Raw genomic sequence first — 14155 nt, 5'->3', positions numbered from 1 at the left:
GGAGATAATTATAAACATTTAAACAAACGCTCAATTGATCCCTAAGAATATTACGAAAGAACATATTCTCCAGGCCATTTCTGATATCAGAGATAATGGTTTGAGATACCCACTCGGAAAGTCATCGGTATACGATCTTTCCTATGATGGAAAAAAATACCCACCAAAACATGTTGTGATAGTCGCAAATGAATTTGCAAATGGAAATTTGTTGGTACACGATCAACTTACGACCAGCATGGCCCAGCGGTTTCTTTTACAATTGGGGCCTGAATTTGTGATCGAAAAACGAAATGAAGATCCGGTTCTCCAGATGATAGAGGGTTACAAAGAGGATCTGATCGAAAAAGGTCTGGGTGACGAACTCTATAAATGGCGGATGCTAACCGACCTGGGGGGAAAACCAGATATAGACGGTTTGGATTTTGCCGAAAAAATTAGAGTAATTACTTATGAAAATTTGATCTATCACACGACCAGGGGTGTTAGGAATCACATTTTATCTATGAATGCGCCTGCATACCGGGAAGCGCTTGAAGTCCTTTTCAATGAAGATGGTTTGCTTGCGGAAAGGATTGCCATATTTCAAGGCCTGATCGATAAGACTTACCGGTCAATGGGGCAGAAATTGTACCATCATCACGATGAGCGGGCAATCGCGACCTTTCTAACGGTTAAATACCCAGAAAAATATGCTTTTTATAAGAGTTCTTTCTATGTTAAATATTGCAATAAGCTTGGACTAAAAACGAGAAAGAAAAATGAAAAATATATACATTATCTAGAACTTGTTGAGGACATGGTTGAACGGTACATCAAGCATGATAATGAGCTTCTGGAAATCGTAGCCGAAAGGCTTCCTGCAGGATTATTTCAGGATCAGAACCACAAACTTCTGGCGCAGGATATTTTGTACAAGATGCTTGACAAAAATGCCGTCACGTTTAAAAACGTGATCAGCGACCTGAAGTCGGCCATGCAGGAAGAGGAATCCATCCTGAAAGATTTTACAGTTGATCATTCGCACCTACAGGACAGTGGCCTGAAAAATGGCAGTTATGTCTGGATCGGTGACGCGGCTATGCAGATCGGCAATTTAGACGCCCATTTTGAAGTTTCCATTAGAAGCCGTGGCATTTTTAAGAAGTGTTTTTTCGTTGATATCCATTTTGAAGGTAAGCAGAAACAGAAATATAAAACGCTGATCGGAAGTGAGCTACCTGAAGGACTGGAATGGATTCCATGGCAGGGGGAGCACAGTATCGGGACGAAAGTGGGATTAAATCCCTTTGATGAAGATGTCGTGGATAAAATAATGGAGCAATTGCTTTTCCTTGAAACCAGTATTGCAGACCGGGTGAGGTATTTTATGCCTTTAGACCCTAAAACAACGTCAGAAAAAAACAACCCTAAAAAAATGGAACTGAACCACATCCTCTACGGTCCCCCGGGAACCGGAAAAACATACCATACAATTGACAGGGCGCTAAAAATCATAGATCCAGTTTTTTACCAGGCCAACCGTAATAATAGGCATGCGCTTACCCAGCATTTCCGGGATCTATTGATCAGCGATTTCGACAATGGTAAAGGACAGATTGCTTTCTGCACATTTCACCAGAGCATGTCCTATGAGGATTTTATAGAAGGAATTAAACCTATCGCACCCAAGGGTACAGAAGGTGTCGTAAACTACCAAGTAACGGATGGCTTATTCAAAAAAATCTGTCTCCAGGCATCGAAAACAAAATCTGTTTCAGGCTTCGATGAATCCTACGATAGGTTTATCAACGAGGTGGTAGAAAATGAAAATGTACTTGTTCTTCACACGCCCAAACTCAAGAAACCCTTTAATATCAGGATCAATTCAAACCATAATGTGGTCGCTATTCCGCAGACGGCAAATGCGACCGAGATGGTGGTGACCAGGAGTATGGTCATGAACTACATGATCAGCGCAATTGTTGATGATTGGAAATCTTACACAATAGCAATAAGCGAATACATTCAGGCTAATTATCCATTCCATGTAACCGATGAAGATAATACCAGAAAGAATTTTGTACTGATCATCGATGAAATTAATAGGGGGAATGTCTCGCAGATCTTTGGCGAACTCATCACGCTGATCGAGGATTCCAAACGGCGGGATGCTGAAGAGGAATTGAGGATTATTCTCCCATACTCTGCACATGCCTTTAGTGTGCCGCGCAACCTTTATATCATTGGTACAATGAACACGGCAGACAGGAGTGTTGAAGCGCTCGACACAGCTTTGAGAAGAAGGTTCAGTTTTGAGGAGATGCCTTCCCATCCGGAACTTCTGGATTCCGGACGCCTGATCTGGCAGTTGTGGTGGGCTTATGAGGATAAGCCTTGGAACCATCCGGAGTTTATTGAGAAGGAGACTTCACTATACCGTTTCCTGGGTGCAACAGAACTTGAAGGGATGCAGGAGGAAAAAAAGGAAGAGATATGGAACAAGATGAAATACTCTGGGGCTGATGAGGGAATATTTGGAAAAATCTTTAGTGGATTTAACCTAAAAGATTTTTTGGAGAAGATTAATGCGAGGCTGGAAAAATTGCTGTCGGGCGATCATGTGATAGGCCATTCTTATTTTATGTCCATTTTCTCATTTGAAGATTTGCAACATGTTATATACAACAAGGTAATCCCGTTGCTACAGGAATACTTTTATGGAGATCTTGTGAAGATTGGGCTGGTGCTGGGGGCCGGTTTTATCCGTGAAAAAAAGCAAGGGGGACGGGAGATTTTTGCACAATTTGACTATGATGCGGATGAACTGAATGGAAAAACCGTATACGAAATCCTCGATTACCGACTTAAGGAAACATTTGAGGTTGAATTGGGTGTTAAGACACAAACCATGAATTTTCCGTTGGCGCTTGATATTTTATTGGGGAAAAAGTTTTTTGGTCATGACTAAACGTACAATTACCGTTTTTGAGCATGAAAGTCTCCGGCTTGGTCATCCTGAAGAAGGCCGGTTGTCCGCCAAAGAACTCGAATGTCTACAGCTTCATGCAGGTGACGATGGTGTTCCATATTATTCCCTAATTCATAAGGGGGTGAAATTCTGCGGATATGTGGGGGTAATTGCATTGGGTGGTTTAAATATTGAAGTTTTGCCAAAAATTGACCGTGGCAGTGAGGTACAGTGGAGAAAAATCCTCATTGATATGCTCCGCAAAGTTGGGGCACTAGAGGTGATGCCTACAGATGAGGCAGATCTGAAGCTGAAAAAGAATAGTATTCTTGATTTATATATTTGGGAATTTATAAAGAAAGTCCAGCTGATCCTCCATCAGGGATTATTAAAAAAATACAGAAAGGAGGAAGGAAACACGACATCACTTAAAGGGAAACTGCTTTTTCAGAAACATCTTGCAAAGAATATTGTACATCAAGAGCGTTTTTTTGTAAACTATACCGTGTACGATCCTCACCATCTTCTCAATCAGTTGATATATAAGGCTCTCAGATTGATTAAGAAATTGAGTTTAACAAACCATATTACTGCAAAAGTGGATGCTATATTGCTGGATTTTCCCGAGATGAGCGATGTCGTGGTTTCTGAACAAACATTTGAGAGGATTGTTTACTCCAGAAAAAATGAGCATTATCGAAAGGCGATCATGATTTCCCGGCTTTTACTGCTTAATTATCACCCTGATATAAACTCTGGAAAGAACCAAGTAATGGCATTGATGTTTGATATGAACTGGTTATGGGAAAAGTTTGTTTATCTCAGCCTTAAAAAATATCTGGTTGATGCAACAATAAAACCTCAGGCCAATAAACCTTACTGGAGGCTTTTTGGGAAACGACCGGTTAACCTCAGGCCCGATGTAGTGATCGAAAATGCTGAACGGACATTTGTGCTGGATACGAAATGGAAACTACCCAATGGCAATAAACCTGGCTATACCGATTTGCAACAGATGTATGCGTACACAAAATATTTCGGCTCCGACCACACCATCCTCTGTTATCCAGGAACTGACGAAAACTTTGTTGATGGCCATTTTCATCATGAGGATTCAGGACATGGGCACTACCGCTGTTCTGTTCTCAGGCTGAAATTTGATATTTCAATGTATCCCTCACAGCGGGTGTCACTATGGCAAAAGGATATTGCTCGGACGATCGGTTTCTATTGCAAGGTTTAAAAGCCACCTCTAAAGGATTTTCCATCTTTGTCTTATATTTGTTTTTAATCAATATCTAAAAATCTGTTGAACAAATTAATTTTCATCGCGACAGGAGTATTGACCGGACGCAAATCATGCGGTTGGCAGAATGTGGTTTTGTTGATAAACATGAAAATGTTCTTATAACCGGGCCAACAGGTATTGGTAAAAGTTACCTTGCCTCGGCATTGGGTTACCAGGCCTGTGCACTGGAATATAAGGTTTTGTACTGGAGCACTCCCAAATTGTTCACTAGATTAAAACAGGCCAAAGCAGACAACAGTTATGTAAAAGAGATGATGAAGATTGAGCGTTCGGAGATGTTGATCCTCGATGACTTTGGGCTTCATCCACTGGATGCACAGTCAAGGGCGATGCTGATGGAAATCGTAGAGGACAGACATGAAAAAAATTCCATAGTAATTACCTCGCAGTTACCGGTGAGTGCATGGTTTGAAATGATCGGTGATAAAACAATAGCTGATGCGATACTAGATAGAATAGTACACAACGCTCACAGGATAGAAGCAATCGGCGAATCGATGCGTAAAAGCAGGCCAAAAAGAATGGAGGAAAACGTTTATGAATAGGCGATTTTGGGTGAAAAAGCGTCATTTTTTGGGTATGGGCATTTCGGCAAAAATGGCCGCCCGTTCCGGGTTTAAGCTGTCACCCCATTTCGCTTTAAAGTGACCACCTGTTCCGGGGCAAACTGGCCACTCTGATCTTTCGATCAACTTTTTTCACGACTTACTTTTGAGAATAATCTTTTCGTTTCTGCGTAAAATAAAGGCTCCTGGGAGCATATCTACAATTCGGAGTAGACTATTGTCGTTTCGCTATTTTGGAGGGGTTATGACGTTTTTTTAAGCGTTCCGATGCAAGCGAGCGGATTTTGATCTTAAGGAAGGTCTGAATTGAAGATAAATCTGGCAGTAGGATAGATTGAACTGAGAAGTCTTGAGGAAAATGGATTTGGATCCGAAATGTATATTTGTTCAGAGGGAAAGGAACTTAGATGTGCATGATCCGGTAACCAAATTGGTGGCCAGTTTGGCCCGAAACAGAGGGGTCACTTTCACTGAAATACACAACAACAAGCTTGTTATTGCTCAACAATGTTCCTCCTGGGCTAAAAGATTGCTCGCCAGAAAAGAATAAATTAGGCTAGCAAAGATTCGTTTTGACTATTTTTTGAGTCTTACCACTGAAAATTTTCGGAGGTTAAAATCGGATAGTAAAGTATAATTACTTTTTAACCTTCTCCGGTTTAATGTTTAAATTTATATATTTGAAATTAGGCTAAAAATCCCGGTTGTTATCTGGGTATTGGTCGTATTTTCTTTTTAACAAGATGACAACGCTCACGCTGGACAAGTACCATACATGGATATTCTAAATTTTCATAAAAAACTAATAGGTAATTATAAAGATTACATTCAGAGTTTTTTAAACATTAAAGATAAAGATCTTAATACATTTGTTGAGGGGGAAATTAGCAGTGGCAAGCTTTGGCCCGAGCCTTTGATTCAATTTAATCCTACGTTTGAGCCTGGTGTTGAACTTGAAGAACTGGTTGTTCAAGGACGGATTCACCAGAAAATGAAAGACATCTTCAAAGGCTATCGGCTACATCGTCACCAGCAGGAAGCTATTCTGTTAGGCGTTGAAGACAAAGAGTTTGTAGTGACTTCTGGCACAGGTTCAGGAAAGTCTCTAACGTATATCGCGACGATATTCAATCATGTATTAAACATGGAAAGGACAGTAGACGGACGGGTCCAGGGTATCGTTGTTTATCCTATGAATGCACTTATTAACTCACAGTTTCAGGAACTTCAAAAGTTTGAAATCAGTTATCTTGAGGGAAATGTGTACGAAAAAATAAATAAGGATGGAAAGCGGCCTGAAGATATTATTAAAGAGTTGCAGGAACTCACGCCGGTTCGTTTTCCTATTCGTTACAAACAGTATACAGGTCAAGAGGACGAGACAGAACGTGATGAGATACGGAAAAATCCACCTCATATTCTGTTAACTAACTACATGATGTTAGAGTTGATGATGACAAGGGGGGGGAAGGATTCTGAAATCAGGGGAAATATACTTGCCAACATGAAATACTTGGTTTTTGATGAACTTCACACCTACCGAGGACGTCAGGGCTCTGATGTTTCGGTACTGATTAGAAGAATTAAATCAGCTGCCACACAAGATAGGATAATATGCATCGGCACATCAGCAACAATGGTTTCTGATGATGCCATTTCGCTTTATGAACAAAAGCAAGCAGTCGCAAATGTAGCTACTACTATTTTTGGATCAGCTATTTCTGTTGAACAAATTGTAAATGAATATTTAATAAGGAGTATTTCAGGTATAGTACCTAACTCTAAAGAACTCAAAGAGGCTGCTATTGCCAAAATTGATTTTGCAAAGGGAGGTGAATATTTTGAAGTACATCCGACAGCAATTTGGATTGAAGAGAATATTGCATTGTTACAGAAAGAAGAAAGGTATGTGCGCCGGAAACCTACAACGATTGCGGCCATCAGTAGCTTACTAGCCGAAGTAACTGATTTACCTCCAAGTAAAACTTTAAAGCATTTGGAAGAACTCTTGGAGTGGGCAAACCTATTGAATTCAAATCAAGGTGCTGAAAAAAGAAAAAACTATTTACCTTATCGCATTCACCAGTTCATTGCACAAACAGGCTCCGTTTACAGCACACTGGGTGATCAGCAATCAAGGAAATTTTTTATGGATGCTGGACTATATGCAGAAAATAAAGATGTTAAGGTTTTTCCTTTGGTTTTTAGTCGCTCTTCCGGGCATGAGTTTTATTGTGTCAGGCTAGAAAAATCGGTGCAAAAGATTCAACCTAATGAATTTTATGATGTCTTTGATGAGGAGAGCGAAGGCAGTTCGGAGGAAGGCTATTTGTTTATTCAGCATGAGGATGATGATGAACTGATTTGGGACTTAGAACGGGATAGTAATGATCTTCCAGAGTCATGGTTTCAACCTGTCCGTAAGGATGGTTTAGCTAGATTGAAATCTGACAGAGAAAAAAGATTGCCTAAGAGAATATTCTTTGATAAACAGGGTAACTTTTCCTCAAATGAAAATCTTGGTTTTGAAGGGTGGTTTATTCCTGCTCCCTTAATGCTGGACCCTTCATCAGGAATAATATATGAATCCCAGTCTGGAGAATATATGAAGGTGATGAAGTTGGGTGGAGAGGGGCGAAGTACGGCAACCACGGTACTTTCTTTTGAAACGATATTACAACTCAAAGCATTTGATGAGCCCGCAAGACAGCAGAAATTATTGAGTTTTACTGATAATCGCCAGGATGCTTCTCTTCAGGCCGGTCATTTTAATGATTTTATTAAGGTCGGACAGCTGCGCTCGGCCATTGCAGAGGCTTTAAATAGGTATAATGTGTTGGACTATACGAATATCGCTGAGCGCATTTTTGATGCTTTGAGTATATCCCAGTATCAGTTTGCTAAATATCCGGCCGATTTTCCTGGTCCAAAGAAGGAAAATGAGGATGCTTTTAAAGATTTTATAACCTATCGGGTCTTGCAGGATCTCAAAAGGAGCTGGCGTGTTGTGTTGCCGAATCTTGAACAGTGTGGTTTGCTGAAAATTGGCTACAAGTATGTCAATGAATCTGCTGCTGATAATAGCTTATGGCAAAGTAATAAACTTTTGGCATCAATGTCGGCTGAAGAGCGCGAGGAATTTTTGACCCAACTATTTGACTTTTTTAGAAAAGCGTATGCTCTAAGCTTTTCAATGCTGGATGCTGGGGTAATAGTTCAGAATGCAAAAAGAATAAAGGAAAAATTGCGTGCGCCATGGACTCTGGATGATAATGAAAGGCTGGACCTTCCAGTCTTTATACGTTTGGAGAAACTCAGCTCCACATCAAGGGGGCATGCCTCAGAAAGTGGGGGTGCACAGAGTTTGCTAGCCAGGTATATCAAGAGGACTGCAAATGCACATGAAATTAAGTTACCCAAACGAGCAGATTATGATGAATTGGTTTACAACCTGTTTGATTTCTTAAGCATTCAGGGAGGCTGGCTTTCTTCGAAGAAACTTAAGGCTGAAAATGGAAACATGGTAAATGTTTATCAGCTCAAAGCAGATATGATTTTATGGCAAGCCGGGGATGGGAAATCTCTTGCTCAGGATCTAGTGCGTGTACGTTCCTATAAACCAATAATGCTCAAGCCTAACCAGTATTTTCAGCGTTTTTATAGAACTGATTTCCATAATTTAAAGCCAATTGAGGGCAGAGAACATACCGGGCAGATTTCCAATGAAAAAAGAAAATTGCGAGAAAGAGAATTTCGGTCTGGTGAGATATCAGCGTTATTCTGTTCACCTACGATGGAACTAGGAATTGATATAGCTGACCTTTCCATTGTTCATATGAGGAACGTGCCTCCATCGCCTGCAAATTATGCACAGCGCAGCGGACGGGCCGGACGGAGCGGTCAGGCAGCATTAGTGATGGTGTATTGCTCTAATTTTAGTGCACATGATAGGCACTATTTCAAGCATGCGGCAGATATGGTCGCAGGTAAAGTTACGGCCCCGCGTATAGATTTGCTAAACCAGGATTTACTAAAGAGTCATCTCTACGCCTCAGTATTAACCAGACATGCATTAAGTGATTTAAAATTATCTATTGGTGATATTGTGGATACATCAAATGTTGAGATTTTACCAATGAAGGATGAGATCCTTGAATCAATCAAACTCACTTCATTAGAGAAACAGGATATTCTCTCAACTTTTAAAAAGGTAGTTGCCGATAGCTATTTTGTTCATGAAGTTGAAAAAAGAAAACCCGCATGGTTTACCGATTCATGGATTTTGCAGAACATAGATGGGTTTGAACTGGCTTTGGATGCTGCTCTTAACCGCTGGCGAATACTCTATCGTACTGCTCAAGGTCAAATTAAGGAGGCCACAAATATTATTGAGAATAGGGTGTATGCTGATGATCACCAGAAGAAAAAAGAGGCTTACAGAAGTTTGCGTCAAGGCGAGAGACAACGTGATCTACTATTAAATAAAACAGGTAATTCGATTACGGATCAATCAGAGTTCTATCCTTACAGATACCTTGCAGCCGAGGGTTTTTTACCTGGCTACAATTTTACACGTTTGCCAATCAGGTCTTTCATGGAAAACGAGGATCAGGGAGGTGAATTTATTTCCAGACCAAAATTTGTAGCGTTGAGTGAATTTGGTCCTAGAAATGTTATTTACCATGATGGCGCAAAGTATCGTATCGACAGGATTTTACTTTCTGAATCGGAACTGAAATTACAAAAAGCCAAAATCGCACCGAAATCTGGATATTTTCTTTATAATGATCAATATGGTTATGAAGTAGATCCTATTGTAAATGAGCCTCTTGTGCTGGATGCGAACAAGGATGTTCACACGACATTAATTGAAATGGGTGAGACACGTGCCTACGAAATGCAGCGAATTACCTGCCAGGAAGAAGAGCGCACACGCAAAGGTTATGACATTCAAACTTATTTTTCAGTGGATGGTGGTTTTGAAAATACCATAAAAGGACTCGTTAAGATTGGTGGAGAGGATTTATTGCATGTCCATTATATTCCTGCCTGTAGGATCTTTAAATTGAACTTGAAGTGGCGAGCGTCTAGAGATAATGGTTTTACAATTAATTTGCAAAATGGTTATTGGCAGAATAAAAAGCAACAGGAGGAACATGCGCATTTGGATGAAGTTAAAAATGTCAAGCTTTTTACCTCAGATACCGCGAATGCAATTTATTTGCAACCTGTTCTAGCTCTGGGCCTGAAAGGTGAGGGCAATGGGGTGATCACTTTTATGTATGCACTAAAGGGTGCAATTGAACGATATTTTCAAGTAGAAGCGAACGAAATCGGGGCTACGGTTATGGGGGACATCAATGCACCTAATATTCTAATTTATGAGTCAGCTGAAGGTAGTTTGGGTGTGCTGTCCCAAATTATTGATAACCCTAGGGTTTTCAATAATTTAATTGATGAAGCTTATCGTTTGTGTTTCTTCAAAAATGACCTAGAACAGGAAGGTGAGCTTACTCCGGCAACTTATGATGATCTTTTAAGTTATTTTAACCAGTCATATCATAGTCAGATCGATAGAAACCTCATTCGGGACGGTTTATCGCTGTTAAAAAAAACCAATTTGGAAATACTCTCAAATAACCTATTTGACAATTATGAACAACAATATAATTTTTTAGCTAAGAGTGCTGATGAGAATAGTGTAACGGAACAGCGCTTCTTGAGGTTTCTCTTTAACAAGGGCCTTAAATTACCCGATCAAGCACAACCCTTGGTTAAGGATATGTTTGTCCGTCCTGATTTTATGTACCATCCTAACGTACTTATTTTTTGCGATGGAACACCTCATGATAACAGTGTTGTCGTTAATGACGATAAGCTGAAAAGGGAAACATTAAAACAGGCAGGCTATCAGGTATTGGTTTGGCGCTATGACGACGATTTAGCTGCTTTTGTTGCAAGACGTCCAGATATTTTCAAAATCGTACATGCACCATCGCCCCAAAAAGCCCTTGATCTCAATGAAATATATCTGGAGGCAAAATCCAAATATTCACAGACTTTGAAAAAGCTGGGACAATGAGGGAGCCGATCTTCTTGACCGCTGAACAAATTCTTCAGCTTCATGCTAATATTATTCGCGATGAAGGAGGAGAAGCGGAACTAAATAATGAAGCATTATTTTTATCGGCGATCGCACAACCTCAAGCAACTTTTGACGGTATTTATTTACATGAAAATGTTTTTATGATGGCTGCTGCTTATTTTTTTCATATTTCCCAGAATCAACCTTTTTCCGATGGAAATAAACGAGTAGGCTTTTTAAGTCTTTATACTTTCCTGAGAATTAATGGCTATGAATTAACCGCGAGTGATGATGAGATCTATCCTGAATTGATGTGCATTGCTATAGGTAATTGTACGAAGGAGGATTTGGCAAGATACATTCAAAATAAAACGATATTTAGAGATGATTTTTGATTTTAAACCGGGAAGTCTGGTTAGGCTGAGAAACCGCCCATGGATAGTAATGCCATCTGAAGATAGTGATGTATTTTTGGTCAAGCCTTTGGGAGGAACTGATGATGAAATTACGGGAATTTATAAGCCTTTGGCTAACCAAAGTGACGTGCCTGTGTCCTACAATTTTGTTAAACCATCAGGTGCTGATTTAGGTGACTTTTCTTCGGCAAAGCTTCTTTATAATGCTTCCCGTCTTTCTTTCAGGAATGCTGCCGGACCATTTCGATCCTTAGGTAAATTGTCTTTCAGGCCAAGATCATATCAGATGGTGCCATTAATCATGGCCTTGAGACAGAAGCTCACTAGGCTGCTAATTGCTGATGATGTAGGTATTGGTAAAACAATTGAAGCGCTTTTAATTGCAAGAGAACTTTATGAACGTAAAGAAATCAAAGGTTTTGCGGTGCTTTGCCTGCCGCATCTATGTGATCAGTGGCAGGATGAGTTGAAATCAAAGTTTGGAATTCAAGCTGTTATTATCCGTTCCGGAACAGTTAGTGCATTAGACAGGCAACTTAGAGCGCATGAAAATATTTTCCGGGCTTTCCCATTTCAGATTATATCTATCGATTACATAAAGGCTGGAAATAAGCGTCAAGTGTTTATAGATCATTGCCCAGAATTTATAATAGTAGATGAGGCGCACTCCTGTGCAAAGCCTGCCGGCGCTAATCAGTCGCAGCAACTGCGCTACCATTTATTACATGATCTTGCCTCCAAAGTGGATCAACATCTGGTGCTGCTTACCGCTACCCCTCACAGCGGGAAACAAGTGGAGTTTCAGTCTCTTCTAGGTTTACTTAAATCGGAGTTCGAAAGGCACAGCATTGTTGATTCCGATCCAGCGATGAAAAAGGAACTGGCTAGTTGTTTTATTCAGCGTAGACGCAGTGATGTACTCCAGTGGATGGATGAAAGAACAGTTTTTCCACAAAGATTATCTGTTGATAAGGATTACCAGATTGGGCAGGCTTATGGCGAGGTGTTTAATGATATCTTATCTTACGCTAGGGAGCTTGTTTTATCCAATGCCGCCGATTCGAGAAAACAGCGATACAGTTACTGGGATGCTCTTTCCCTTTTGCGTGGTGTGATGAGCAGTCCGGCTGCAGGTATATCCATGCTTGAGAAAAAGGCACGTAAGCGGCAGTTAAGCGAAGCGCTTGATGAGTTTATTGATTATCCGGAGGGAAGTGAAAATGTATTAGATACAGATTTTAGTCAAGATGATAATTTGCCATTGCAGTTAAATAGTGTTTTTGAGGTGAGTGATCCGGAATCTAGAAAATTGATGCGTTATGCTAAACGTCTTCTTGAATTATCTACTTTGGAAGGTGATTCCAAGGCTAGGGAAGCTGTAGCGCAGGTAAAACAGCTCTTACAAAATGGCTTGAATCCGATTATTTTTTGTCGATACATTCAAACTGCTAATTATTTGGGTAAAATTTGTAAGGAATATTTCAAAGGTAAGAACTATAAGGGATTGCAAATTGAGATAGTGACTAGTGAGCTCAACGATGAAATGAGAAGAGAAAAGATTGCGGAAATGAATGTTGCAACAAATCGTTTGCTTATTGCTACAGACTGTTTAAGTGAGGGAATTAACCTCCAGGATGGTTTCAATTGTCTTTTACATTATGATCTTCCATGGAATCCGAACCGGTTGGAGCAGCGAGAAGGTCGTATCGACCGTTTTGGCCAAAGAGCTTCGATGGTTGAGGTTATTTTACTTTATGGGAGTAATAATCCTATTGATGGGGTGGTTCTTGACGTGCTATTGAGAAAGGCAAAAGAAATTAGAAAGGAAACAGGGATTTCTATTCCCTTCCCAGAAAATAGCGCATCGGTGATGGAGGCGGTGACTAATGCCATTTTACTTAAACCCCAGGTAAAAATTAAGCAATTGTCTCACCAACTTTCGATTTTTGAGGCTGATGAGATTACCGCCGAAAAAAATAAAGTAGCAAAGGCTTTTGAGGAGGCTGAAAAAAGAGAGATGCTATCCAGAAGTATCTTTGCACAGAACAGCATTGCTGCTTCTGAAATTGAACAGGATCTAAAAGATGTTGATGAGGCCATTGGTGATGTTAAAGCTGTGGAATCTTTCGTTGTAGAGGCATTAAGATTTATGGGCGTGCAGTTGGATGTGGTTAACGATGGCTATAATTTGCATACCACAAATTTACCCATTCGCCTCAGGTTGTTAGTCCCCGACAAAATTTTAATTAAAATTTGTTTTCTTTCTCCAACACCTTTCGGCTATTTATATATTGGAAGAAATCATCCCTTAACTGAAGCGATTGCACAGGTGATTATCCACGATGCTTTAAATGGTTCACAAACTAATCGCGCTTCTCGAACAGCGGTTATCATAACCTCCGCAGTGGCTGAGCGAACAGTACTTTTTCAGTTTAGGGTCCGTAATGTGATCATGGAACAGCCTTCAGCCAAACAGATTGTTGCAGAGGAAATGTGGCTTTGGGGATATAAAGGAAGCATTGAGGCCGGAAAATACTTCGATAAAGATGATGCTCTCGTTTTACTGATGAATGCAAAAGCTACGCAAAATATGGCTTTGGCCGAACAGCTTTACTGGTTGGAGGAGGAGGTGAATTGGATGAGTAATGAAGAAGCTTTCAGGGCCAGGACTGATGGGGTTGCACTTCAGCGCGCAAATAAACTTGTAGAAAGCCATGCTAAATTCAGAAAGCTGGTGAGTGGGAGTAAATATAAAGTCGTTGAACCGGTTCTTCCTATGGATGTTCTTGGGGTATATGTGCTTTTACCAGAAATCAGCAAATGAGCATA

Annotated in this window: 6 protein-coding genes; all 6 read left to right on the top strand. The window is 40.3% G+C overall.

What is annotated here, in order from left to right:
- Window positions 1–34 precede the first annotated feature (34 nt).
- The 6 genes from CA265_14120 (at window position 35) to CA265_14095 (ending at window position 14150) form a co-directional block, all read left to right on the top strand.
- Window positions 35–2950 (top strand): hypothetical protein, encoded by a 2916-nt coding sequence (locus tag CA265_14120; protein ARS40730.1) that lies wholly within the window; start codon window positions 35–37, stop codon window positions 2948–2950.
- Window positions 2943–4193, top strand: coding sequence for a hypothetical protein (locus CA265_14115; protein ID ARS40729.1), 1251 nt, complete (start codon window positions 2943–2945; stop codon window positions 4191–4193). Before CA265_14120 ends, CA265_14115 begins: the two co-directional genes overlap by 8 nt.
- A 74-nt stretch (window positions 4194–4267) precedes the next feature.
- Entirely contained in the window at window positions 4268–4804 is a 537-nt protein-coding gene (locus CA265_14110) for an ATP-binding protein (GenBank protein ID ARS40728.1), read from the top strand.
- Between the two features lie 796 nt (window positions 4805–5600).
- Window positions 5601–10907 (top strand): hypothetical protein, encoded by a 5307-nt coding sequence (locus CA265_14105; GenBank protein ID ARS40727.1) that lies wholly within the window; start codon window positions 5601–5603, stop codon window positions 10905–10907.
- Complete coding sequence (locus tag CA265_14100; GenBank protein ID ARS40726.1) at window positions 10904–11305, top strand: hypothetical protein; 402 nt, start codon at window positions 10904–10906, stop codon at window positions 11303–11305. The genes CA265_14105 and CA265_14100 overlap by 4 nt, the downstream gene beginning before the upstream one ends.
- Window positions 11295–14150: a hypothetical protein gene (locus CA265_14095; protein ID ARS40725.1), complete on the top strand. Its 2856-nt coding sequence runs from the start codon at window positions 11295–11297 to the stop codon at window positions 14148–14150. The genes CA265_14100 and CA265_14095 overlap by 11 nt, the downstream gene beginning before the upstream one ends.
- The last annotated feature ends 5 nt before the right edge of the window (window positions 14151–14155 follow it).

The sequence above is a fragment of the Sphingobacteriaceae bacterium GW460-11-11-14-LB5 genome (assembly GCA_002151545.1).
Lineage (GTDB): Bacteria > Bacteroidota > Bacteroidia > Sphingobacteriales > Sphingobacteriaceae > Pedobacter.
Note: the sequence above shows the minus strand (reverse complement) of the source record. Positions and strands in the feature narration are given on the sequence as shown.